This is a genomic window from Rhizobium sp. NPDC090275 (assembly GCF_044772225.1).
Taxonomy (GTDB): Bacteria; Pseudomonadota; Alphaproteobacteria; order Rhizobiales; family Rhizobiaceae; genus Rhizobium.
Genome location: NZ_JBIVYL010000007.1, coordinates 58,813 through 81,454 on the forward strand (window position 1 = coordinate 58,813; position 22,642 = coordinate 81,454).

Here is a 22,642-nt window from a genome sequence, read left to right on the forward strand (position 1 = left end):
CTTTTCTGTGCTCTTCATACGGACCAAACCGATCGAGGGCCGATATGGTTCCGCATCCGGTTTTCGTCAGCGCTGAAGTTCGGCCAGCGCGCGTCGCAGTGGCAGGTCGGAAATCTGGATGAGACCGCTGAAGGGGATGTCCATGTCGAGCACCAGATAGATCGAGGCCGAGATCAGGAATGCGGCGATGACGAACATCGAGACGACGATGATGTTTTTCGGCGCGCGATAGCCGAAGCTCGCGAAGATCAGGATCAGCCATGTCGCCAGCATGGCAATCAGCGGCCTCGGGATGACGCCTTCGGATTGCTCGACGAGGACCCAGCGCTGCTCGACGATGCGCTGGTATTGCTGACGGGCATTGTTCAGCAGCGCAATATGGCCGGGATCATCAGGAGTGAGTAGCGCCAGGCTGTTTCCCACTTCGTTGAGGGCGAACTCGGCCGCCGGGTCGCCCTTCACCAGCGGGTCACTGGATGGCGGAACGTTGCCGAGCGCGATTTCCACATAGGTGAAAAGTCGCCGCTTGGTCTCGTTGGCTTCCAGCCCGTAGGTTCGAAGCGTCTGGTCGAAGAGAATGATCTCGGTGGCGAAGGAGTGAACGTTGCTGTCGATGCCCTCGAAGGTGTTCTTCGCCGAGTTGATCATCAGACTGAAGACCAGCGAGGTCATGACGACGAAGATGTTTGCGACCAGCCGCACGACGGCATTGGTCTCTTCCTGCCGGTGGTGGCTCGGGAGCCTGGAATAGCTGAGCATGGTGCCGATCGAGGCTGCGATCAGGCAGGCGCAGATGATGGCCGCCAAAAACACTTCCCGAGACATGCCCGATCCTCCCGCCCCAGATGGCGCCCGCGCCATCCCCTCAAAATTAGATGGTTTCGGCGATTTTGCCAGCGGGCGATTTCCGCGCTGGACAAACGGGCGCGCGGGTATAGCTTCCGCGTCGGTATTTCATGTTGGAGATTGATTATGACCGATATCTTGAGCGTGCCGGTAAAGCTCGCCGATGGCCGCGAGACCACGCTGAACGAATACAAGGGCAAGGTCGTGCTTGTCGTCAACGTCGCCTCGAAATGCGGGCTGACGGCGCAGTATGAAGGGCTGGAGAAGCTCTACGAAGACAAGCGCGAACGCGGCTTCGTCATCGCCGCCTTCCCGGCCAACAACTTCAAGGGCCAGGAGCCGGGCACCGACGCCGAGATCGTCGAGTTCTGCACGCTGACCTATGACGTCAAATTCCCGATTTTCTCGAAGATCTCGGTCAAGGGCGACGACCAGCATCCGCTCTACAAGCTGCTGACGGGCATGGACCTGCCGGCAACGGGCGAGGGCCCGATGCGCGAGAAGCTGGTCGATCGCGGTCTCGCCGAAGCCGGCGACAAGGGCGTTCTCTGGAACTTCGAGAAGTTCCTGGTCGGCCGCGATGGCAAGGTCGTCGCCCGCTTCGCACCCGATGTGACCGCCGATGACCAGCGGCTGGTGCAGGCGATCGACAAGGAACTGGCAGCCGGCTGATCTGATCAGGCGCGACGGTGCCGGCGACGAAATTCGCTCGGCGAGCACCGTTCGCGATCCTGGAAGAGCCGCGAGAAATAAAAGGCGTCGTCGAGACCGATTGCGCGCGAGATCGCCTCGATCGCGAGGTCCGACGTCGTCAGCAGCTGCTTGGCATGATCGATGCGCAGGCGCAGCTGGTAGGCCTTCGGCGATAGCCCGGTCGCGGCCGCGAAGCGGCGGCGCAGCGTCGCCGGCGACAGGCCAAATTCAGAGGTGAGGGCTGTCATATCGACCGGTTCGAACGCCCGCTGCTCCAGCGTTTCCACCACCCTCTCAATCGTCGTATCTGTCTTGGCACTCGCTGTCGCGCGGGATGCCTGTCGCGCGGCTTCGACGACGATCCGGCAAAGGGTCGCGGCCGATGCGGCGAGGCCGAGCGGATTGTCTTCGGCGAACTCGTCCTGCAGCGTGGTGAAGAGATGCCGCATTTCGCGCGGGTTTTCGAGCTGCACGATTGGTGATGCCTCGTTGATCAGGCGTTGGCGGAGCCATTCGTCGGCGAGGCTGCCCGAAAACAGCGCCCAGCGCTCGTCCCAGCTTTCGCCCGGATCCGGGCCATAGCCGTGCGCCGTCCCGACAGGGAGCCAGAAGAGCGCCGGGCCCGATATCTTGATCGTTCCCGCCTTGTCGCTCTGCAGCCAACCGTGCCCGCGCTCCACCATCACGACTGCATGCGTGGGCAGTCGACGGTTCTTGAGCCGGCTGGTGACGCGCTGGCGGCCGAAACCTGTGACGGCCAAGCTCGTGGCGCCTGATGGAGGCGAGCGATAGAGCGCGATCGTGGCGTTGCTCATGAGCGAAAAGTCCAGCCTGTTTTTCCGTCCATGGTCTTCCTCCCCGGTGCAAGCGATAAAGCACTACGATATTCGCTTGGGAGGTGATCGAAATGTCAAGTCTTGCTGTTCAATCCCGTGACGCACCCACGATCGAACTGTTCGCCGACGGCAAGCGCCTTTCGACCGCGCCGAACCGCATGGGGAGGCTGGAGGCGACGGATCCCGATATCGGGCTCGAAGCGATCAGCGAGCGCTATGAGCGGGACGGGTATGTCTGGCTGAAAGGGTTCCTGAAGCGGGATGACGTGCTGGCGTTTCGTAGCTTTGTGTTCTCGCATCTGGCGCGGTCCGGGCTGATCGAGGCGGGGTCCGATCCGGCGCTCGGGCTGGCATCTGGCGCCGAGCCCGAGAAGCAGTTGGCCGATCGCATCCTAATGGCGCTAGTGCGCTCGGCGGCTTACGAGGGATTTTGCGCGCAGCCTCGGCTGACGCGGTTCATGGACCAGCTCCTTTCCGGCATCTCCTATTTGCACAAGCGCAAGATCATGCGCTTCACCCGCCCCGGCACGCCGCCGGCGACGCCGGCGCATTACGATCTCGTCTATCTGCGCGGAGGAACGAGCCGGATCGTCACGGCCTGGATTCCGCTCGGCGATACGCCTGTCGACATGGGCGGGCTGGTCTATCTCGAGGGCTCGCATGCGATCGGCAAGCGGATGGAGGAGGCGTTTGCGGAGAAGAGCGTTGGCCTTACCCTGGAAGAGCGGATCAGTGCCTATAACAGGAACATGAGCGAGGGCGGCTGGGTGTCGAAGGACTTGCCCGATATGGCCGAGCGCTTCGATACGCGCTGGCTGATCGCCGATTACGAGGCGGGCGATGTGGTTCTGCACAGCCCCTACATGATCCACGCCGCGACCACCAACCGCAGCGCTGAACATCTGATCCGGCTTTCGACCGATATCCGCTACCAGAATGTCGAAGACGAGATCGACGCGCGCTGGGCGAACCACTGGACGCTCGGCGACATGCTCTAAAAGATGGCCTTGATGCGAAACGGGCGCGGCCTGGTGGCCGCGCCCGTTTGTCTTTAGTGCAAGGTTTCCTTGCCGGGACCGCCGCGCTTTTTCTTCTTGGCGTTGCGGGCCAGCATGTTCAGCACCTCGACGAGTGCCGAGAAAGCCATGGCGGCGTAGACGTAGCCCTTGGGCACGTGGAAGCCCATGCCTTCGGCGATCAGCGTCATGCCGATCATCATCAGGAAGCCGAGCGCCAGCATGACGATGGTCGGGTTCTTCTCGATGAAGTTGGCGAGCGGCGTCGCGGCAACCAGCATGACGGTGACGGCGGCGATGACGGCGATCACCATGATCGGCAGGTGCGGCGTCATGCCGACGGCGGTGATGATGCTGTCGACGGAGAAGACGAGGTCGAGAACCAGGATCTGGCCGATGACGGCGGTGAAGCTTGCGACGACGGCAGCGGATGCCGCGTCATTCTCATGGTCGACCGGGTCCACGGTGTGGTGGATTTCCTTGGTCGCCTTCCAGAGCAGGAAGAGACCACCGGCGATCAGGATCATGTCCTTCCACGAGAAGCCGTGGCCGAAGACTTCGAAGACCGGCGTCGTCAGCTTGACGATCCAGGCGACGGTGCCGAGCAGCGCCAGGCGCATGATCAGAGCCAGGCCGATGCCGAGCTTGCGGGCCTTTTCGCGGGTCTCGGGTGGAAGCTTGTTGGTGAGGATGGAAATGAAGATGAGATTGTCGATCCCGAGGACCACTTCCATCACCACCAGGGTGACGAGGGCCACCCAGGCGGCCGGGTCCTGCACGAGCATCATGATGTCTTGCATCTATGTATATCCCTTTGCGCCACATTAGCGGTCGCTCGAATGTAATCGCGCGCCTTTGCTTAGCAAGTAGGTCTTGGCAAGCATGTCTTGGAAGACGCGCAAGGGAGTATACGAAAGCCGACGGGGTTTTATTCCGCGATGTTAATATGCAAATCGTCGTTTGCGGGGACCGTCCCTGTGCCGGAACGGTCCTAATACTGAGGTCAGCCTTTGCTCGCGACGCCGTAGGTCGCCATGAACATGCGCACGGCGCCGTTGATGACGCGCTCGGCTTCCTGTTTCGACGGCGGCTTTTCCATGCTGCCGAAGAGGCGGAACTTGAAGAAGCTGCCGCTGGAGAGATCGAGGAACTGGGCGGCGGCGAGATCGATGTCGGAAATATCGAGCTTGCCCGCCTCGACATAGCGCACGAGATAATCGCGCAGGATGGTGCGCAGGTTTTCCGGGCCGTTGAAGAAGCGCTGACAGAGCGCCGGCATGCGATCGCGGACACCGAGCACGGTGCGCATGGCGCTGATGACCTTTTCGTCGGTCAGGTGGGCGATGAAATCCATGCCGAAGTCATGGAGACCGGTTTCCACGTCCTCGCGTTCGGCAAGGGTGGTGCGCATCGCGGCAACGAATGCGGCGCGTTCGCTCTCGATCATCGCGGCGAACAGCTCTTCCTTGTTGGCGAAGTATACGTAGAGCGTACCCTTCGAAACGCCGGCCTCACGCGTGATGTCGTTCATGCTGGCGGCGTCGAAGCCGTACTTCATGAACGCGCGGCGGGCACCGTCGAGAATTTGTTTGCGTTTTGCGGGATCTTCACCCGCTGCCCATCTGCCTCCTGCAGATGTCGATTCCTCCACGGAAACGTCGGAAAAGTCTGTCATAGCTCCTTAACCATATCCGCACATGCGAATGTTTCGTTAACAAAATCGAACCGGGTGGTTCGATACATCTTGATATGAACGTAAAAAGGCTCTATGTCAACTAAACCGAACCGTTCAGTTCGATCAGTTTTACTCGATTTACCGGTATTCTCTCATGTCGTCTAGCCAGAACGCCAATGTCACCAGGATTGTCAGCAAGCCTGCCGAAGGTGAGGCCCAGGAAGCCGTCACCGCGGAAGCCCCGCGCACGCCGCAGACCGTGGCCGCCCCGGTCGAGACGGCACCTGAGCAGAAGAAAAAGAAGCGCAGCCCAGTGCTGCCGATCCTCGGGCTGGCCCTTCTCGCCGGCGCTGCCTATTTCGGCTACCAGTGGTTCACGGTCGGCCGCTTCATGATCTCGACCGATGACGCCTATATCGAAGGCGATATCGCAACGATCTCTCCCAAGGTTACCGGCTACGTCGCCAAGGTGAACGTCGTCGCCAACCAGCAGGTCAAGGTTGGCGATACGCTGGCAACGCTCGACGACGGCGACTACAAGCTGGCGCTGGAGCAGGCCCAGGCCTCGCTCGACACCGAGAAGCTGTCGCTGCAGCGCATCGACGCGCAGATCGCCGGCGGCGAGGCGAGCCTCGACCAGGCCAAGGCGCAGAAGGTTGCGCTCGACGCTACCGTTCGCGGTGCGCAGATCACCCAGACCCGCGCCAGCGAGCTGCAGGCGAAGTCGGTCGGCACCACCGCATCGCTTGATACCGCCAACATCGCGCTCGACCAGGCAAAAGCCAATCTCGTCGGTGGCGACGCCGCGATCGCATCGGCCGAAGCCAATGTGACGCTGCTGCACGCACAGCGCCGCGAAGCCGAAGGCACGATCCGCCAGCTCGAGCTTGCCCGCGACAAGGCCGCGCGCGACCTCTCCTTCACGGTTCTCAAGGCGCCTTATGACGGCGTTGTCGGCAACCGCTCGGTTCAGGAAGGCGATCTGGTTTCGCCCGGCCAGCGTCTGATGGCGCTCGTTCCGGTCCGCCAGCTCTATATCGACGCCAACTTCAAGGAAACGCAGATCCAGCATCTGGTTCCGGGCTCCAAGGTCAATGTCCATGTCGACGCCTATGACGATCATGCGATCGTCGGCACGGTGGAATCGATCTCGCCGGCATCGGGCTCGGTGTTCTCGCTGCTGCCGCCTGAAAACGCGACGGGCAACTTCACCAAGATCATCCAGCGCGTCCCGGTTCGCATCGCCCTGCCGCAGGACGCTCTCGACACGGGTCGCCTGCGCGCCGGCCTCAGCGTCGTTGTCGACGTCGACACGCGCACGGCGCCGGATGCCGCCAAGTAAGGCGCTTCGCGCTTAACTTGGCCCGTAATATCGTCTGACGAGGTAGGCCGATGGCCGCGAGCACAACAGCAGGATCGATGCCGGCCGCGCCGGCAGCCGACACCATGGACCCCCGCAAACTCATCGCATTCTTTGCGATGGTCGTCGGTATGTTCATGTCCATTCTGGACATTCAGATCGTGTCGGCGTCGCTGGCCGAAATCCAGGCCGGCCTCAGCGCCGGCACGGATGAAATCGGCTGGGTGCAGACGTCTTATCTGATTGCGGAAGTCATCATGATTCCGCTGTCGGGTACGCTCGCGCGCATCATCTCGACGCGCTATCTGTTCGCCTTCTCGGCGGCCGGCTTCACGGCTGCCAGCGCGCTCTGCGCGACCGCGACGAATATCGACCAGATGATCGTCTATCGCGCGATCCAGGGCTTCATCGGCGGCGGCATGATCCCGTCGGTGTTTGCTGCGGCCTTCACGATCTTCCCGCCCTCCAAGCGCAGCGTGGTCTCGCCGATCATAGGCCTGATCGCGACGCTGGCGCCAACCATCGGCCCGACGGTCGGCGGCTACCTCAGCCATGCCTTCTCCTGGCACTGGCTGTTCCTCGTCAACATCATTCCCGGCATCATCGTCACGATCGTGACCTGGAATTTCATCGATTTCGACAAGCCGGAATTCTCGCTGTTCAAGAAGTTCGACTGGTGGGGCCTGGCGTCGATGGGCGTGTTCCTCGGTGCACTGGAATATGTGCTTGAAGAGGGCAACTCAAACGACTGGTTCAACGACCGCAACATCCTTCTCGGCGCCATCGCATCGGCCATCGGCTGCGTGATCTTCTTCTACCGCGCCTTCAAGGTGGATTTCCCCGTCGTCGATCTCAGAGCCTTCAGCAACCGAAACTTCGCGGTCGGCTCGCTGTTCTCCTTCGTCATGGGTATCGGTCTCTACGGCCTGACCTACATTTATCCGCTCTATCTCGGACGCATCAGAGGCTACGATTCGCTGATGATCGGCGAAACCATGTTCGTTTCCGGTCTCGCCATGTTCTTCACCGCGCCGATCGCTGGCAAGCTGTCGACCAAGATGGACCTGCGCATGATGATGGTGCTCGGCTTCGCGAGCTTCGCCGCCGGCACCTGGATCATGACCGGCGTGACCACCGATTGGGACTTCTACGAGCTCTTCATCCCGCAGATCCTGCGCGGCTTCGGCCTGATGATGTGCATGGTGCCGATCAACAACATCGCGCTCGGCACGATGCCGCCGGCGCGCATGCGCGGCGCTTCCGGCCTGTTCAACCTGACGCGTAACCTCGGTGGCGCCGTCGGTCTCGCGGTCATCAACACGGTGCTGACCAATCGCCAGGACGTGCACTACCAGCGCATCCGCGAGCATCTCGACTGGGGCAACCCTGTCGCAAGCGACCAGATCAATAACATGGCGTCGAAGTTCGACACTTATGGCATGGATGGCGCGGCCGTCGCGATCAAGCAGATGGTCGGCATGGTGACCAAGCAGGCGATGGTGATGTCGTTCAGCGATATCTTCGTGATCCTCACCGGGCTTTTCGTGGCGATGATCCTCGGCATCGTGCTGATCGACAAGCCGGCGCCGCCGCAAGGTGGTGGCGGGGGTGGCGGCGGCCACTGACGGCTCACGACAGCTTCGACGAATTCTGGCGCCGGCTTGGGAAACCAAAGCCGGCGTTTTCGCGTATATGCGATGATATCACCGGGATCGACCGCGCTTCATGTTCAAAGCTTCCGCCAGGCTCGCTGCACTTCTCACTCTCATGCTGTCCGTTGCCGTGAACCATGTGTTTGCCGCCGATCCTTCCGCCGACGAGACGCGCATCGATGTCGGCGGCTACAGGATGAACAGCCTTTATCTCAAGGCGCGGCGGCCGGATCTGCCGCCGATCGTGTTCATCCACGGCGCAAGCGCCAATCTCCACGATCCGGTATTTTCGTTTCGCGACCGGCTTGAAGGGCGCGCCGATCTTCTGTTCGTCGATCGTCCCGGCCACGGGCGCTCGGATCGCGGCGGCCCTGAGAATGCATTTCCCGACGGACAGGCCGATGCCATCGCTGATGTCATGACGAAACGCGGTATCAAGAAGGCGATCATCGTCAGTCATTCGTTCGGGGGCGCGGTGGCGGCGAGCTTCGCGCTCAGGCATCCCGACCGGGTGCTCGGCCTCGTTTTCCTGTCGCCCGCCGTCTACCCGTGGCCGGGCGGAATTGCCTGGTATTACGATGCCGCGAAGGTGCGGGTAACCGGCGCGCTGTTCAGCACCATCGTCGTGCCGCCGGTGGGGCTTGCGATGATCGACAGCGCCACGCGCTCGGTTTTCGCGCCCAATCCTCGTCCGCACGGCTATATCAGGGAAACACAGGCGCTGCAGGCGCTTGGGCCGAAGGCGTTTCGCGACAACGCCATCGATGTCGCCAATCTGCTGGAATGGACGAAGCGGAATTCGCCGCGCTATGGCCGCATCCATGCGCCGACGGTGATCATCTCGGGCGATACCGACAGCGTCGTCTCGCCTGATATCCACGCGCGCCATCTTGCTCGGGCCATCAAGGGCGCACGGCTGCTGATGATCCATAACATGGGCCACAAGTCGGATTACGTCGCGCGTGATGTGGCGGTGGCGGCGATCGAAAGCGTCGCCGGCAGGCCGCGTGATCTGAAGCGTGCGGCAGCGAGGCTCGAAGCCGAGATCGCCAACGATCGCGAAAACAAGGACCACGAAAAATAGCAGCCATCTCGACACGGAAAACACGTCGTCGAAAAATTTGATTTACGTACATCAAAAATGGCGCTAAAGGTCTCGTCAGGAGGAGCGATGAGACCTACGGTTCACGATATTGCCGCAGCTGCGGGCGTCAGCCTTGCGACTGTCGATCGGGTGCTGAACCAGCGCCCGGGCGTTCGGCACGTGACACGGGAGAAGGTCGAAACCGCCATTCGCGAGATCGGTTATGTGCGCGACGTCGCCGCCGCCAATCTCGCGAAGGGGCGGACCTATTCGTTCGTGTTCATCGTTCCCGCCAGCGACAATTCCTTCATGCACGGCCTAAACGCCGAGGTGATGGCCGCCGTTGCGCGCTCGCCGGTGGAGCGCACCGATATCCGCACCGTCGAGGTTCCTGCCTTCGATCCCACAGCCCTTGCCGCTGCACTCGATACGCTGCGCAGCGAGCGTCCCGCCGGCGTTGCGCTGGTCGCGACCGATGCGCCCGAGGTCCGCGATGCGGTCGACCGGCTGGTGCAGGATGGCGTTCCCGTCGTCACCGTCGTGTCCGATCTCACCGGCTCGCAGCGCCATCACTATGCCGGCGTCGACAATATCGCGGCCGGGCGCACGGCTGCGCGGCTGCTCGGCCGTTTTCTCGGCGGCGCCAAGGGCGATGTCGCGGTTCTCGCCGGCTCCATGCTGGTGCGCGACCATCGCGAGCGGCTGGAGGGCTTTGCGGCCGTCATGGCGGAAGAGTTTCCCGGTCTCTCCATCCTGCCCGTCATAGAGGGGCGCGACGATCCCGACATGGCGCATATGCTGGTTTCTGATGCGCTCTCCAAGCGCGACGGCATCATCGGCGTCTACAGCCTCGGCGCCGGCAATCGCGGCCTGATCCGGGCGCTGAAGGAGAAATCCGTCGACCGGGCGCTCACCGTCATCGCGCACGAGCTGACGGATCATACGCGCACGGCCCTTCTCGACGGTACGATCGACGCAATCTTGAATCAGGATGCGGGCCACGAGGTGCGCAGCGCCATCCGCGTGTTGAAGGCCAAGGCCGACGGGCTCTCGGTCATCGACGCGCAGGAGCGCATCCGTCTCGATATCTTTCTGAAAGACAATCTGCCGTAACGGCAAAGGGAGAAACACATGTATCTGGGTCTCGATCTCGGAACCTCCGGCGTCAAAGCCATGCTGATCGATGGCGATCAGAAGATTGTCGGCTCGGCCAATGGTTCGCTCGACGTCTCGCGCCCGCATTCCGGATGGTCGGAGCAGGAGCCGTCGCACTGGGTGCGCGCCACCGAGGAGGCGATCGCTGGGCTGAAGGCGAAGCACCCGAAGGAGCTTGCCGCGGTCAAGGGCATCGGCCTTTCCGGCCAGATGCACGGCGCGACGCTGCTCGATGCCGACGACAAGGTGCTGCGTCCCTGCATTCTCTGGAACGACACGCGCAGCTATCTCGAGGCGGCGGCGCTCGATGCCGATCCGAAATTCCGAAAGCTCACCGGCAACATCGTCTTCCCCGGCTTCACCGCGCCGAAGCTCGCCTGGGTCGCCAAGCACGAGCCGGAGATTTTCGCCAGGGTCGCCAAGGTGCTGCTGCCGAAGGATTATCTGCGCCTGTGGCTGACGGGAGAGCACATTTCCGAAATGTCGGATTCGGCCGGCACCTCCTGGCTCGATACCGGCAAGCGCAAGTGGTCGTCCGAGCTCCTGGCCGCGACCGGCCTTGATGAAAAGCACATGCCAACGCTGGTCGAAGGCACGGAAGAGGGCGGCAAGCTGCGCGGCGAGCTGGCCTCGCAATGGGGCATCACCGGTTCCGTCGTCGTTGCCGGCGGGGCAGGCGACAACGCCGCATCCGCCTGCGGCATGGGCACCGTCAGCCATGGCGCGGCCTTCGTGTCGCTCGGCACGTCGGGCGTGCTCTTTGCCGCCAACGGCTCCTATCTGCCGAAGCCGGAAAGCGCCGTTCACGCCTTCTGCCACGCACTGCCCAACACCTGGCACCAGATGGGCGTCATCCTGTCCGCCACCGATGCGCTGAACTGGCACTCGCATGTGACGTCCAAGTCGGCGGCGGAGCTGACCGCCGAGCTTGGCGAAACGCTGAAGGCGCCATCGGGCGTCACTTTCCTTCCCTATCTCTCCGGCGAGCGCACGCCGCACAACGACGCCGTCATCCGCGGCGCCTTCATCGGGCTCGAGCATGAGAGCAGTCGCGTGGTGCTGACCCAGGCGGTGCTCGAAGGCGTGTCGTTCGCGATCCGCGACAATCTCGAGGCGCTGCGCTCCGCCGGCACCGATATCGCCCGCGTCACCGCCATCGGCGGCGGTTCGCGCTCGCGCTACTGGCTGGCCTCGATCGCAACCGCGTTGGGCGTCCCGGTCGATCTGCCCGCCGACGGCGACTTCGGCGCCGCCTTCGGTGCCGCGCGGCTTGGGCTGATCGCGGCGACCGGGGCTGACCCGGTGGCTGTGTGCACGCCGCCTGAGACGGATGGGACGATCGAGCCGGATACGGCGCTGAGCGGAGCGTATGAGGAGGCTTACGGCCGGTATCGTGCGCTTTATCCGGCGATCAAGGCTTTGGCGCATTGAGGGCGGACGGAAGCTTGCACTGAGTTTGTGGCCCCCTCATCCGACCCTTCGGGCCACCTTCTCCCCGCTGGGGAGAAGGGGAGGTTAGCGCAAGGGGCCGCCTCGAGTCTCTTCTCCCCAACGGGGAGAAGGTGCCGGCAGGTCAGGTGCAGCTTGCTGCACCTGGGATGAGGGGGCCACACGGAACACCATCACTTTTTTAAACCACACCCAAGGAGGAGTACCCCATGAGCACCGGATTTTTCGGCGATATCCAGAAGATCAAGTATGAAGGCCCGGACAGCACCAATCCGCTGGCCTTCCGCTATTACCAGCCGGACGAGATCGTTCTCGGCAAGCGGATGGAAGACCATCTGCGTTTCGCGGTCGCCTACTGGCACACTTTCACATGGCCGGGCGGTGACCCCTTTGGTGGGCAGACGTTCCTGCGTCCGTGGTTCGAAGACACGATGAAGGCTGCGAAGCTTAAAGCCGATGTTGCCTTCGAATTCTTCTCGCTGCTCGGCGCACCCTATTATTGCTTCCACGACGCCGACGTGCGCCCCGAGGGCAAGAACTTCGCCGAGAACACCAAGAACCTGAATGAGATCGTCGACTACTTCGCAGAGAAGCAGGCTGCCACCGGCACCAAGCTGCTCTGGGGCACGGCGAACCTCTTCTCCAATCGCCGCTTTATGTCGGGTGCGGCAACCAATCCCGATCCCGATGTCTTCGCCTTCTCCGCCGCGACCGTAAAGACCTGCATGGACGCCACGATGAAGCTCGGCGGCGAGAACTACGTTCTGTGGGGCGGTCGCGAAGGCTATGAGACGCTGCTCAACACCGACCTCAAGCGCGAGCTCGACCAGATGGGCCGCTTCCTCAACCTCGTGGTCGAGTACAAGCACAAGATCGGCTTCAAGGGCCAGATCCTGATCGAGCCGAAGCCGCAGGAGCCGACCAAGCACCAGTACGACTACGACGTCGCCACCGTCTACGGCTTCCTGAAGAAGAACGGCCTCGAAAACGAAGTGAAGCTCAACATCGAGCAGGGCCACGCGATCCTCGCCGGCCATTCCTTCGAGCACGAGCTGGCGCTCGCAAACGCGCTCGGCATCTTCGGCTCGATCGACATGAACCGCAACGACTACCAGTCCGGCTGGGATACCGACCAGTTCCCGAACAATGTTCCCGAGATGGCGCTGGCTTACTACCAGGTTCTGGCAGGCGGCGGCTTCACCTCCGGCGGCACCAACTTCGACGCCAAGCTGCGCCGCCAGTCGCTCGATCCGGCCGACCTGCTGATCGGTCATATCGGCGGCATGGATTGCTGCGCCCGTGGTCTGAAGGCTGCCGCCAAGATGATCGAAGACAAGGCGCTGTCGCAGCCGCTCGCCAACCGCTATGCCGGCTGGGATTCCGCCGAAAGCCAGAAGATGCTGCGCGGCGAATATTCGCTGGAGCAGATCACCGCCCGCGTCGAGAGCCAGGACATCAACCCGCAGCCAAAGTCCGGCCAGCAGGAACTGCTCGAAAACGTCGTCAACCGCTACGTCTGATAGTCGGCGGATTGTTGAAACAAAAAGGCCGGGGAGCATTCGCTTCCCGGCTTTTCAATTGCGCTATCGGCTCAGGCCTCAGAACACCTGGCGCAGGATGATGAAGAGCACGAAGGCGATGGCGATGGAGGCGGGCAGGGTCAGGATCCAGGCCATCAACATGTTGCGCACCGTCGACCATTGCAGGCCGGAGCCGTTCGCGGCCATCGTGCCGGCGACGCCTGACGACAGAACGTGGGTGGTCGAAACCGGCAGGCCGAGATGGTCGGCGGCGCCGATGGTGACCATGGCGACGACTTCGGCGGCTGCCCCCTGGCCATAGGTCAGGTGGGTCTTGCCGATCTTTTCGCCGACGGTGATGACGATACGCTTCCAGCCGACCATGGTGCCGAGGCCAAGCGCGATGGCGACGGCGATCTTGACCCAGAGCGGAATGAACTTGGTCGCGTTGTCGACCGCCTTGTGATAGGCACTCACCGCCTGCAGGTCGGCCGGCTCCATGGCGAGCAGCTTTTGCTTGTCGATCAGCTTCAGGGCTTCGCCGATCAGGTAGATGTCGTTGCGGACGTTGCTGACCAGATGCGTGGGCACGGCCTCCAGCGTCGGGAAGGCGGCGACTTCGGCGCTTGTGGCATGGATGAACTGCTGAAGTGCGGGTGTCGTTGCGTCCGTCCAGACCTTGTTCTTCACGGCGTTGCTGACCTCGACGCGGAAGTCGCCGGCTGCAGCACCCGGCTTCACATATTTGCCGAGGGCTGTTTCCACCTGGGCCGACGCGCTCTTGTAGGCTTCGAGATAGTTGACGTCAGGCGTGCGGTTGAGCGCGAAGGCGGTGGGGACGAGGCCGATCAGGATCAGCATGATCAGGCCCATGCCCTTCTGCCCGTCGTTCGATCCGTGGGCGAAGCTGACGCCGGTGCAGGTGAAGATCAAAAGGCCGCGGACCCAGAGCGGCGGCGGGTTGTTGCCCTTCGGCTCCTCGTAGAGCGCCTTGTTGCGCACCAGCACCTTCATGACCAGAAGCAGGACGGCCGACAGGCCGAAGCCGATGAGTGGCGAGATCAGCAGCGACAGGCCGATGTTGGTGGCCTGCGACCAGTCGACACCGCTGGTGGCGCTTCCGGCCGGGGCCAGGAACTGGTTGGCGAGGCCGACGCCGATGATCGAGCCGACAAGCGTGTGCGAGCTCGAGGACGGCAGGCCGAGATACCAGGTGCCGAGGTTCCAGAGGATGGCGGCGATCAAGAGCGCGAAAACCATGGCGAGGCCGGACCCTGAGCCGACCTGCAGAATGAGCTCGACCGGAAGCAGCGCCAGGATGCCGAAGGCGACCGCGCCGCTCGACATCATGACGCCGAGGAAATTGAAGAAGCCCGACCAGATGACGGCGAGTTCGGCCGGCATGGAGCGGGTGTAGATGACTGTGGCGACGGCGTTGGCGGTGTCGTGGAAGCCGTTGACGAATTCGAAGCCGAGCGCGATGAGCAATGCCAGGCCGAGCATGATCCAGGGAACGGCAGCAACGCTGGTGAGATCGCGCCCGAGCGCGTAACCGACATAGCCGAGACCGGCGACAAGCAGCAGGATGATCGCTGGAAGGAACCACTTTTTCGAACCCGACCCGTGCAGCGGGTGGTTCTCGTGATCCCGGTGGATAGTCTCGTTGGTGATGTCAGCCATCTCAGTTCCTCTCTCAGAAGCCGTCCCTTCGAGTTATGCCTGCTGCGTGAACCTCTCATGACAATCGTCAATTCCATGTGCCGGCATGGCACGCGATGTCGCATTGCGGCTGACCGCGATCTCGGCTCTATTGCGCATAGAAATCAGCATGCATGATCGGGAGGATCACATGAGCTTGCCTTTCCAACTTGCCGCCTGCGCCGAGATGATCTGGCGCGACCGACCGATCGAATGGCGGGCCTCCAGGCTGAAGGAGATGGGCTTCGGCGTCGGGCTGTGGAACTGGCCGGAGCATGATCTCGCAAAGCTCGAGGCGACGGGCGCCAACTTCACCATCATGAACGGCTACCTCACCGGGCGGCTGACGGATGACGAGGGGGCGGCGGAGCTTTTGAAGACGGCGCGCGAGACGGCCAAGGTCGGCAAGCGGCTCGGCGTGCAGCGTCTCAACCTGCACGGAACCGGGCTGGGCGATGGCGGCCTGCCGGTGCAGCCGATCGAGGTGGTGACCGGCCGGATGTGGCTGAAGGCGCGCGACACGCTCGCCCGCATCGTCGACATGGCGGAGGAAGAAGAGGTGGTCTTCACGCTCGAAAACCTCAACCTTGATGTCGATCATCCGGGCGTACCCTTCGGCCGCGCGGAGGACACGCTGGCGCTGGTCTCAAGCATCGATCACCCGCGCCTGCGGCTCAATCTCGACCTCTATCACGCGCAGATCGGCGAGGGGAACCTGATCGAGCTCTGCCGCAAGAGCCTGCCATGGATCGGCGAAATCCAGGTCGCTGACGTCCCCGGCCGCATGGAGCCGGGAACGGGCGAGGTCAACTGGAAGGGCATCGCGCGGGCCTTGAAGGCGATGGGCTATGCCGGGCCTGTCGGCATGGAGGCGTTTGCATCGGGCGATCCCGAGGCGGCGCTTGCGGCGTTTCGCGAGGCATTTACGGTTTAGCGGCGGCCTTTGCCTCTCGATCGGTGTGCGCCGGCACCTTTGCCGTCAGGCCGATGCCGAGGGCCTTCATGACGGATAGCGTCGTCTTCAGCGTCGGGTTGCCCTCGGCGCTGAAGGAACGATAGAGCTGCTCACGGGAGAGCCCCGTCTCACTGGCGATCTGGGTCATGCCCTTGGCGCGCGCAACGACGCCCAGCGCATGGGCGATGTAGGCGGCGTCCGCGGTCTCGAACGCTTCCTCGATAAATACGGCAATTGCTTCGTCCGATGTCAGATCATCGGCCGGATCGTAGTGGGTGAATTTCTCAGCCATTGTTCTCATTCCATTCGCTGAGCAGCCGTTTCGCCTCGGCGATATCGCGCTTCTGGCTGCCTTTGTCGCCACCGCAAAGCAGGATGATCAGCGTCTTGCCATCCTGTTTGAAGTAGATGCGGTAACCTGGTCCGTAATGTATCCTCAGTTCGCTGATCCCGTCCTCGACCGGAGCGGCATCGCCGGCATGGCCGAAAGCCAGCCTATCCAGCCGTGAAGCGATCAACGCCCTGGCGCGCTCGTCTTTCAAGCGCGCCCGCCATTTTCGAAAGGTCTCGGACTGCCTAAGTTCGAACATAGGGATTGTAGTTTTAAAACGACAATCCGTCAATGATCCGCGCCTGGCGAGGGTGAAGCTTACGGAATCAACCGGTCGGCCCGCAGCTGCTTGAACAGGTCGAAGAATGCGTCGTCGGTGGGCTGGTAGTCGAGGAAGCCCATGCGGCGGCTTTTCGACATGTCGGTGACCACCTCGATCGGCCGGCCGAGGTCGGCGTCGGTGTGCCAGGGCGAGGACAGGCGGTTGAGATCAGGCTCGGCGAGGCCGTGGCGCCTGGCGATCTCGCGCCAGAGGTCGGCGTCGTCGGCCATCTGTTGTTCCAGCGGGCGGACCACGCCGTCGAAGGCGACCGGTTCGATGCCGAACCACTCGGCGATCCGGCCCCACATCCAGCTCCAGCGGAAGACGTCGCCGTTGACGACGTTGAAGCCGTGGTTGGCGGCGGCTGGCGTCGTCGATGCCCACTCGATGTGGCGGGCGAGCAGGCGTGCGTCGGTCATGTCGGTGAGGCTATCCCACTGCGCGGCAACGCCGGGGAAGCGGAAGGGGCGGCCGGTTTCCTTGCAGATGCTGGCATAGACGGCGAGCGTCGTGCCCATGTTCATGGCGTTGCCCACCGCCTTGCCGACGATGGTGTGCGGACGGTGAACGCTCCAGGTGAAGCCGTCGCGGGCCGCCGCCGCGAAGACCTCGTCTTCCTGCGCGTAATAGAAATTATCGATGTCGAGGCGGGACTGCTCCTCGCGAAACGGCGTCTGCGGCAGGCTGCCCTTCCCATAGGCTTCGAAGGGGCCGAGATAGTGCTTGAGGCCGGTGACCAGCGCGACGTGGCGCACCGAGCCCGAGGGCCTGACGGCATCGAGCAGATTGCGGACCATGGCCGAGTTCACACGGATGTTCTCCGCTTCCGTCGGCTGCCGCAGCCAGGTGGAAATGACGATGTGCGTGGGGGCGACATCTGCAAGTGCTGATTTGAGCGATGCGGGATCGAGCAGGTCGGCGGCAAGCGGCTGCACGCCGGGCGCCTGTTGCGGCTTGCGCGCGAGGCCGAAGACCTGCCAGCCCTTGCCACGCAGAAGTTCCGCCGTGGCGCTGCCGACGATGCCGCTTGCGCCTGCGATCAATGCCTTGTTCAAATGCCTGTCTCCTGATGTTCTTCTGGACGTTTCTCGGGCTGTTTTTCCGCATGTAGCCATTTCGATCGTTTGCCGCTAGAAGGCACCCATTCGAGACATAGACACCCTGAGGTAACCACATGCGAGCCGGCTCACCCGATCACGAATGGCGCGAGGATTGCGCGCCGCGTCGCGTGCTGGAGATATTTTCCAGCAAGTGGACGAGCATGATCCTGCATGTCCTGGACACGCGGCTCGACGGCTGCGCGCGCACCGGCGTGCTGCAGCGCAGCCTTCCCGGCATATCGAAGAAGATGCTGACGCAGACGCTGCGCGACATGGAGGCGGACGGGCTGGTGACGCGCCGTGTTTATGGAACGGTGCCGCCCGCCGTGGATTATACGCTGACGCCGCTCGGCAAGCGGTTCGTGGAGCCGATCGAGCTGCTTTACGGCTGGGGCCGGGCCAATGCGGATGCGCTCGACAGCCTGGCCGAAAGGCGTGCGGAGAAGGACTGAACCTGTCCCTGCCGCCCATGGCCGCGTCCGCGCTCTATACCAACATATAGGGCATTTCATACCTCGGTTGCCTGTCGGTCTCTTGGGGCGCGCGCTAGCTTTCAAGGTGAGCATTCGCGCTCCCTTGCAACCGCCAATCGAGAGGCCCTCATGTCCGATGATACCAATCACCAACGCCGCCGTTTCCTTGGCGCCGCCGCCTTCGCTGCCGCCGCTGTCGGCATCGCCGGCACTGTGCGTGCGCAGACGGCGGGAGCGGGAAGTGGCGCGCTTGCGTCGGTCAAGCCGGGGACGAATACGTCCTTTCCGGCGTTGAAGCAGGTCAAGACCGGTGTGCTCGATATCGGCTATGCGGAGCTCGGCCCAGCCAATGGACCCGCCGTGCTGTTGCTGCATGGTTGGCCCTACGACATCTACAGCTTTGTCGATGTCGCGCCGGTTCTTGCCGATGCCGGCTATCGCGTGCTCATCCCCTATCTGCGGGGCTATGGGACAACGCGGTTCCTGTCTTCGAAGACACCGCGCAACGGTCAGCAGGCGGCGATCGCCGTCGACATGATCGACTTCATGGATGCGCTGAAGATCGAGCGCGCGGTTATCGGCGGTTATGATTGGGGCGGGCGGACGGCGAATATCACGGCGGCGCTCTGGCCGGAGCGTTGCAAGGCCATGGTCTCAGTCAGCGGCTACCTGATCGGCAGCCAGGCGATCAACGAGAAGCCGCTGCCGCCGAAGGCGGAACTCTCCTGGTGGTATCAGTTCTATTTCGCCACCGAACGCGGACGTGCGGGATATGATGCCAACAGGCACGATTTCGCCAAGCTCATCTGGACGCTCGCCTCGCCGCAATGGCATTTCGACGACGCCACCTTTGATCGCACGGCGAAAGCCTTCGAAAATCCGGATCATGTCGCGATCACCATTCACAATTATCGCTGGCGGCTCGATCTCGCCAAGGGCGAGAAGAAATACGATGCGCTGGAGCGCAAGCTCGCGAAGCTGCCCGATATCGGCGTGCCGACGATCACCATGGAAGGCGATGCCAACGGTGCGCCGCATCCCGATCCTGCCTCCTACGCCAGGAAGTTCACCGGCAAATACGAGCATCGGACGATTGCCGGCGGCATCGGACACAATCTGCCCCAAGAGGCGCCCGCGGCCTTCGCCCAGGCGATCATCGATGCCGATAAGCTTGCGTGAGTGGCTGCCATGACAGGGAAAATCATGCTGCTTGCCGCCGCCACGGCTGTCGGCGCCACCGTTTTCGCGATCGGCTCGCTCGCCGACGAGACACCCGCCGCCAAGCCGGTCTCGCCGATCTACGGTGTCGCCCTTCCCGAGGGCTACCGGCAGTGGGCGTTGATCGCGCCGGCGCTCGAGGATGCGCCTCTGAACGAGCTGCGCGTGGTCGTCGGCAACGACATTGCCGTCAAGGCCTATCGCGACGGCACGTTTCCGTTTCCTGATGGCAGCGTGCTCGTCAAGCTCGCCTGGAAGCGGACGCCATCGGCCGAGTTCGCACCTGCCTCTATTCCTGGTGCGGCGACGACGGTGCAGGTCATGGTCAAGGACGCGAAGAAATACGCCGCCTCCGGCGGCTGGGGATTTGGAAGGTTCATCAACGGCGTTCCAGCCGACCAGGCCCAGCACGAGACCTGCTTTGCCTGTCATGAGGCGCGCGTGAACAATCACGACTATGTCTTTACGCGCTATGCGCCGTAGCCGATATCGCGTTTTGCGCTAGCGCTTCGACCACTGCTTCGACGGCGCCGAGACCGAATTGCGGACGACGAGATCCGGCTGCAGCAGGATCTCGGTTTCCGCCGGATGGCCGTCGCCGAGAAACTCCAGGAGCAGGGCCATGGCCTGCTTGCCGATCGCGGTGCGCGGTTGGCGCACCGTCGTCAGCGGCGGCGACATGAAGACGGCCTGGGGGACGTCGTCGAAGCCGGTGACGGAGAAGTCGCGGGGGATGTCGTAGCCGCGGGCGTTGAGGCCGATCATCACGCCGATCGCCGTCTGGTCGTTGACGCACATGAAGGCTGTCGGCAGCGTGTCGCGCATGAAGAGCTGCTCGACGGCGTGGCGGCCGCTTTCGAGCGTGCCGTCGCCTTCGAGAATGATACGCTGACCCTTCGCGACGCCGGCCGCGTCCAGCCCCTCGTCATAGCCCTGGCGGCGCCTGGAATAGGCGAGCCTCGTCTTGCTGTCGCCGATGAAGGCGATCTTTCGGTGACCTTCCGCCAAAAGCAGGTCGACCGCCTTGCGCGCACCCTCGATATCGTCGACGCCGACATAGGGAATGCCGCCGTTGAAGACCGGCTCGAAGACGCCGACGCTGGGTGGCAATCGTGCCGTCATCGTCTGGTGGCCGAAGGGCAGAATGCCGGTGAAGAGAATCAATCCGGCGGCTTGGTTTGAATTCAGGAATTTGAGATATTCGAGGCCGCGCTGGGCGTCGTTCTGCGTATGGCCGATGAGAATGCCGTAGCCATGGGCGCGGGCCTCGTTCTCCAGGCCGATCAGAATGTTGGAAAAATTGGGGTCGCCGATGTCGGGAGCCACGACCAGGATCATGTTGGAACGGCCGAGACGCAGGCTGCGGGCCATGGCGTTCGTCGTGTATCCCGTGATCGCGATCGCCTGGTTGACCTTCAGCCGTGTCGAGTTGGCGACCTTCTCCGGCGTATGGATCGCCCGCGACACGGTCGCGATCGAAACCTCGGCGATCCGGGCGACATCCTCGATGGTTGCGGGCGTGGAATTCGACACTACGTCCTGCCTTGGGGCTCAATTCGCGGCGACACTACACAGACTGAAGGATACGTCAAAGGGCGAAGCCGAGAGAACTTCGTGATACGATGATGTAAACCTTTACATCGCACATGTAAAGGTTTACACAAGGGTCAAGCGGGTGGGAGTCCGCAGGGGAGGACATCATGAGTGTGGAGATTGTCGAGGCGGCGCCGGTGGTGTTGTCGGCCCGGCGCATATGCAAATCCTTCAATGGGGTGCAGGTCCTCTTCAGCGTCAATTTCGAGCTGCGCGCTGGCGAAATCCATGCGCTGATGGGCGAAAACGGCGCGGGAAAGTCGACGCTCGTCAAGGTGATGTCCGGCTTCGAGCAGCCGACCTCGGGCGAAATCATTCTCGACGGCAAGCCGGTCGTGCTGCCGCCGAATGGCGCGGCAGAGGCGCTGGGCATCGTCATCATCCACCAGGAATTCAATCTCGCCGACCATCTGACCGTCGCCGAAAGCCTGTTTCTCGGCCGCGAGGTCACGCGCTTCGGCGTGCTCGACCGCAAGTTCATGCGGGCCGAGACGCGCAAGGCGCTCGATCTGCTCGGCTCGCATGTCGATGAGAACGCGCTGATCAGCACGCTTTCGATCGCCGACAAGCAGATGGTGGAGATCGCCAAGGCGATCAGCCGCGATGCGCGCGTGGTGTTCATGGATGAGCCGACGGCGGTGCTGTCGCGCGAAGAAACCAATTTCCTGTTCAAGCAGGTGCGCAAGCTGCGCGACAAGGGCACCAGCTTCGTCTTCGTGTCGCACAAGCTCGACGAGGTCATGGAGTTGACTGACCGGGTCACGGTGTTGCGCGACGGGCAGTGGGTGAAGACGGCGCCGACGGCGATGCTCGACGGTGAATCGATCGCGCAGCTGATGGTCGGGCGCGAACTTTCCAGCCTCTATCCGACCAAGAATGAGCCTGATGTCGACGAGGAGATCGTGCTGAAGGTCGAGGGCATCTCGACCGGCTATGTGCAGGATGCGAGCTTCGAGGTGCGCAAGGGCGAGATCATCGGCTTTTCCGGCATGATCGGCTCCGGCCGCACGGAGCTGATGGAGGCGATCGCCGGCCTGCGCGGCCGTACCGCCGGCGAGGTGGTCATCCGTGGCGAGAGTGTTCAGTCGGGCGACGTGCACGCGGCCAATCGCGCCGGCCTCGCCTACATGACCAAGGATCGCAAGCACAAGGGCCTGCTGCTCGGCTCCAACATGCTGGCGAACCTGACGCTGCAATCGCTGGGTCAGCATTCGCGGCACGGCTATCTCAGCCCGAGCAGCGAGGCTGCAGCGCTGGCGAAAGCACGGCGGCGCTTCGATATCCGCGTCCGCGATGCCAATATCGTGGCCGGGCGCATGTCCGGCGGCAACCAGCAGAAGCTGCTGCTCGCCAAGGTCATGGAGACGGATCCCGAGATCATCATCATCGACGAGCCGACGCGCGGCATCGATGTCGGCACCAAGCAGCAGATCTATCATTTCATCTCGGCACTGGCGCGCGACGGGCGCTCGATCATCGTCGTCTCCTCGGAAATGCCCGAGGTGATCGGGCTCTGCACCCGGGTGGCGGTGATGCGCGAGGGGCGGATCGTCGGCGTGCTTGAGGGCGACGAGATCTCCGAGCAGGAGATCATGCGCTATGCGGCGGGCCTGAAGAAAAAGGCCGCCTGAGGCGGTCGCAAGAGATAACCGCCGTTACGGCGGAC

The 22,642-nt window shown here is 62.8% G+C and carries 22 protein-coding genes; 13 read left to right on the plus strand and 9 right to left on the minus strand.

From position 1 onward, the window contains the following. Positions 1-66: 66 nt before the first annotated feature. A complete protein-coding gene (locus tag ACIQUB_RS18490) occupies positions 67-825 on the minus strand; it encodes a DUF4239 domain-containing protein (protein WP_113239150.1) in 759 nt (252 codons plus the stop codon). 147 nt (positions 826-972) lie between these two features. On the opposite strand from ACIQUB_RS18490, the gene ACIQUB_RS18495 reads away from it, so the two are divergent. Beyond that, entirely contained in the window at positions 973-1,518 is a 546-nt protein-coding gene (locus tag ACIQUB_RS18495) for a glutathione peroxidase (protein ID WP_112944179.1), read from the plus strand. A gap of 5 nt (positions 1,519-1,523) precedes the next feature. Here ACIQUB_RS18495 and ACIQUB_RS18500 read toward each other — a convergent pair whose 3' ends face one another. Further along, a complete protein-coding gene (locus tag ACIQUB_RS18500) occupies positions 1,524-2,354 on the minus strand; it encodes an AraC family transcriptional regulator (protein WP_113239149.1) in 831 nt (276 codons plus the stop codon). A 92-nt stretch (positions 2,355-2,446) separates the two neighbouring features. Between ACIQUB_RS18500 and ACIQUB_RS18505 the strand changes: the two genes are divergently transcribed. Next, positions 2,447-3,373, plus strand: a complete 927-nt coding sequence (locus ACIQUB_RS18505; protein WP_113239148.1) for a phytanoyl-CoA dioxygenase family protein — start codon at positions 2,447-2,449, stop codon at positions 3,371-3,373. A 53-nt stretch (positions 3,374-3,426) separates the two neighbouring features. Here the strand turns inward: ACIQUB_RS18505 and ACIQUB_RS18510 are convergent, their stop codons facing one another. Next, positions 3,427-4,191 (minus strand): TerC family protein, encoded by a 765-nt coding sequence (locus ACIQUB_RS18510; protein ID WP_112532920.1) that lies wholly within the window; start codon positions 4,189-4,191, stop codon positions 3,427-3,429. Positions 4,192-4,394: 203 nt separating this feature from the next. Then, positions 4,395-5,066: a TetR/AcrR family transcriptional regulator gene (locus ACIQUB_RS18515; protein WP_018901986.1), complete on the minus strand. Its 672-nt coding sequence runs from the start codon at positions 5,064-5,066 to the stop codon at positions 4,395-4,397. 154 nt (positions 5,067-5,220) lie between these two features. Here ACIQUB_RS18515 and ACIQUB_RS18520 point away from each other — a divergent pair, with 154 nt between their 5' ends. The 6 genes from ACIQUB_RS18520 (at position 5,221) to xylA (ending at position 13,286) form a co-directional block, all read left to right on the plus strand. After that, the gene (locus ACIQUB_RS18520; protein WP_018901985.1) at positions 5,221-6,408 is read left to right on the plus strand and encodes an HlyD family secretion protein; all 1,188 of its coding nucleotides are present in this window, start codon (positions 5,221-5,223) and stop codon (positions 6,406-6,408) included. A 50-nt stretch (positions 6,409-6,458) separates the two neighbouring features. Beyond that, positions 6,459-8,051 carry a DHA2 family efflux MFS transporter permease subunit gene (locus tag ACIQUB_RS18525; protein ID WP_402931264.1) on the plus strand — a complete coding sequence of 531 codons (1,593 nt, stop codon included), beginning with the start codon at positions 6,459-6,461 and terminating at the stop codon, positions 8,049-8,051. Between the two features lie 100 nt (positions 8,052-8,151). Next, positions 8,152-9,162, plus strand: coding sequence for an alpha/beta fold hydrolase (locus tag ACIQUB_RS18530; RefSeq protein WP_113239128.1), 1,011 nt, complete (start codon positions 8,152-8,154; stop codon positions 9,160-9,162). A gap of 87 nt (positions 9,163-9,249) precedes the next feature. Further along, the gene (locus tag ACIQUB_RS18535) at positions 9,250-10,275 is read left to right on the plus strand and encodes a LacI family DNA-binding transcriptional regulator (RefSeq protein WP_113239127.1); all 1,026 of its coding nucleotides are present in this window, start codon (positions 9,250-9,252) and stop codon (positions 10,273-10,275) included. Positions 10,276-10,293: 18 nt separating this feature from the next. Beyond that, positions 10,294-11,748: a xylulokinase gene (gene xylB, locus ACIQUB_RS18540; protein WP_113239126.1), complete on the plus strand. Its 1,455-nt coding sequence runs from the start codon at positions 10,294-10,296 to the stop codon at positions 11,746-11,748. Positions 11,749-11,975: 227 nt separating this feature from the next. Further along, positions 11,976-13,286 (plus strand): xylose isomerase, encoded by a 1,311-nt coding sequence (xylA, locus tag ACIQUB_RS18545; protein ID WP_047509719.1) that lies wholly within the window; start codon positions 11,976-11,978, stop codon positions 13,284-13,286. Between the two features lie 78 nt (positions 13,287-13,364). On the opposite strand, the gene ACIQUB_RS18550 is transcribed toward xylA, so the two are convergent. Beyond that, positions 13,365-14,966, minus strand: a complete 1,602-nt coding sequence (locus ACIQUB_RS18550; protein WP_402931268.1) for an inorganic phosphate transporter — start codon at positions 14,964-14,966, stop codon at positions 13,365-13,367. Between the two features lie 169 nt (positions 14,967-15,135). Between ACIQUB_RS18550 and ACIQUB_RS18555 the strand changes: the two genes are divergently transcribed. Further along, positions 15,136-15,918, plus strand: coding sequence for a TIM barrel protein (locus tag ACIQUB_RS18555; RefSeq protein WP_113239130.1), 783 nt, complete (start codon positions 15,136-15,138; stop codon positions 15,916-15,918). Here ACIQUB_RS18555 and ACIQUB_RS18560 read toward each other — a convergent pair. Genes ACIQUB_RS18560 through ACIQUB_RS18570 form a run of 3 tightly spaced genes read right to left on the minus strand, consistent with a single transcriptional unit; the run spans position 15,908 to position 17,647 of the window. Next, complete coding sequence (locus tag ACIQUB_RS18560; RefSeq protein ID WP_113239124.1) at positions 15,908-16,231, minus strand: addiction module antidote protein; 324 nt, start codon at positions 16,229-16,231, stop codon at positions 15,908-15,910. The genes ACIQUB_RS18555 and ACIQUB_RS18560 overlap by 11 nt on opposite strands. Further along, entirely contained in the window at positions 16,224-16,529 is a 306-nt protein-coding gene (locus ACIQUB_RS18565; protein ID WP_113239123.1) for a type II toxin-antitoxin system RelE/ParE family toxin, read from the minus strand. The genes ACIQUB_RS18560 and ACIQUB_RS18565 overlap by 8 nt, the downstream gene beginning before the upstream one ends. Positions 16,530-16,588: 59 nt before the next feature. Further along, positions 16,589-17,647, minus strand: a complete 1,059-nt coding sequence (locus tag ACIQUB_RS18570; protein WP_113239122.1) for an SDR family oxidoreductase — start codon at positions 17,645-17,647, stop codon at positions 16,589-16,591. Between the two features lie 119 nt (positions 17,648-17,766). On the opposite strand from ACIQUB_RS18570, the gene ACIQUB_RS18575 reads away from it, so the two are divergent. The 3 genes from ACIQUB_RS18575 to ACIQUB_RS18585 all read left to right on the plus strand — a co-directional run bounded on the left by ACIQUB_RS18575 (position 17,767) and on the right by ACIQUB_RS18585 (position 19,866). After that, positions 17,767-18,144: a helix-turn-helix domain-containing protein gene (locus ACIQUB_RS18575; protein ID WP_113009217.1), complete on the plus strand. Its 378-nt coding sequence runs from the start codon at positions 17,767-17,769 to the stop codon at positions 18,142-18,144. 150 nt (positions 18,145-18,294) lie between these two features. Beyond that, positions 18,295-19,344 (plus strand): alpha/beta fold hydrolase, encoded by a 1,050-nt coding sequence (locus ACIQUB_RS18580; RefSeq protein WP_113239121.1) that lies wholly within the window; start codon positions 18,295-18,297, stop codon positions 19,342-19,344. A gap of 9 nt (positions 19,345-19,353) precedes the next feature. Further along, the gene (locus tag ACIQUB_RS18585) at positions 19,354-19,866 is read left to right on the plus strand and encodes a cytochrome P460 family protein (RefSeq protein WP_113239129.1); all 513 of its coding nucleotides are present in this window, start codon (positions 19,354-19,356) and stop codon (positions 19,864-19,866) included. A gap of 18 nt (positions 19,867-19,884) precedes the next feature. Here the strand turns inward: ACIQUB_RS18585 and ACIQUB_RS18590 are convergent, their stop codons facing one another. Then, entirely contained in the window at positions 19,885-20,916 is a 1,032-nt protein-coding gene (locus ACIQUB_RS18590) for a LacI family DNA-binding transcriptional regulator (RefSeq protein ID WP_112532929.1), read from the minus strand. A 167-nt stretch (positions 20,917-21,083) separates the two neighbouring features. Here ACIQUB_RS18590 and ACIQUB_RS18595 point away from each other — a divergent pair, with 167 nt between their 5' ends. After that, a complete protein-coding gene (locus tag ACIQUB_RS18595) occupies positions 21,084-22,607 on the plus strand; it encodes a sugar ABC transporter ATP-binding protein (protein ID WP_113239120.1) in 1,524 nt (507 codons plus the stop codon). The last annotated feature ends 35 nt before the right edge of the window (positions 22,608-22,642 follow it).

Excerpts from the sequence above, each read along its gene's own strand:
- ACIQUB_RS18490 (WP_113239150.1), bottom strand. The coding sequence starts at position 825 with ATGTCTCGGGAAGTGTTTTTGGCGGCCATCATCTGCGCCTGCCTGATC.
- ACIQUB_RS18495 (WP_112944179.1), top strand. The coding sequence starts at position 973 with ATGACCGATATCTTGAGCGTGCCGGTAAAGCTCGCCGATGGCCGCGAG.
- ACIQUB_RS18500 (WP_113239149.1), bottom strand. The coding sequence starts at position 2,354 with ATGAGCAACGCCACGATCGCGCTCTATCGCTCGCCTCCATCAGGCGCC.
- ACIQUB_RS18505 (WP_113239148.1), top strand. The coding sequence starts at position 2,447 with ATGTCAAGTCTTGCTGTTCAATCCCGTGACGCACCCACGATCGAACTG.
- ACIQUB_RS18510 (WP_112532920.1), bottom strand. The coding sequence starts at position 4,191 with ATGCAAGACATCATGATGCTCGTGCAGGACCCGGCCGCCTGGGTGGCC.
- ACIQUB_RS18515 (WP_018901986.1), bottom strand. The coding sequence starts at position 5,066 with ATGACAGACTTTTCCGACGTTTCCGTGGAGGAATCGACATCTGCAGGA.
- ACIQUB_RS18520 (WP_018901985.1), top strand. The coding sequence starts at position 5,221 with ATGTCGTCTAGCCAGAACGCCAATGTCACCAGGATTGTCAGCAAGCCT.
- ACIQUB_RS18525 (WP_402931264.1), top strand. The coding sequence starts at position 6,459 with ATGGCCGCGAGCACAACAGCAGGATCGATGCCGGCCGCGCCGGCAGCC.
- ACIQUB_RS18530 (WP_113239128.1), top strand. The coding sequence starts at position 8,152 with ATGTTCAAAGCTTCCGCCAGGCTCGCTGCACTTCTCACTCTCATGCTG.
- ACIQUB_RS18535 (WP_113239127.1), top strand. The coding sequence starts at position 9,250 with ATGAGACCTACGGTTCACGATATTGCCGCAGCTGCGGGCGTCAGCCTT.
- xylB (WP_113239126.1), top strand. The coding sequence starts at position 10,294 with ATGTATCTGGGTCTCGATCTCGGAACCTCCGGCGTCAAAGCCATGCTG.
- xylA (WP_047509719.1), top strand. The coding sequence starts at position 11,976 with ATGAGCACCGGATTTTTCGGCGATATCCAGAAGATCAAGTATGAAGGC.
- ACIQUB_RS18550 (WP_402931268.1), bottom strand. The coding sequence starts at position 14,966 with ATGGCTGACATCACCAACGAGACTATCCACCGGGATCACGAGAACCAC.
- ACIQUB_RS18555 (WP_113239130.1), top strand. The coding sequence starts at position 15,136 with ATGAGCTTGCCTTTCCAACTTGCCGCCTGCGCCGAGATGATCTGGCGC.
- ACIQUB_RS18560 (WP_113239124.1), bottom strand. The coding sequence starts at position 16,231 with ATGGCTGAGAAATTCACCCACTACGATCCGGCCGATGATCTGACATCG.
- ACIQUB_RS18565 (WP_113239123.1), bottom strand. The coding sequence starts at position 16,529 with ATGTTCGAACTTAGGCAGTCCGAGACCTTTCGAAAATGGCGGGCGCGC.
- ACIQUB_RS18575 (WP_113009217.1), top strand. The coding sequence starts at position 17,767 with ATGCGAGCCGGCTCACCCGATCACGAATGGCGCGAGGATTGCGCGCCG.
- ACIQUB_RS18580 (WP_113239121.1), top strand. The coding sequence starts at position 18,295 with ATGTCCGATGATACCAATCACCAACGCCGCCGTTTCCTTGGCGCCGCC.
- ACIQUB_RS18585 (WP_113239129.1), top strand. The coding sequence starts at position 19,354 with ATGACAGGGAAAATCATGCTGCTTGCCGCCGCCACGGCTGTCGGCGCC.
- ACIQUB_RS18595 (WP_113239120.1), top strand. The coding sequence starts at position 21,084 with ATGAGTGTGGAGATTGTCGAGGCGGCGCCGGTGGTGTTGTCGGCCCGG.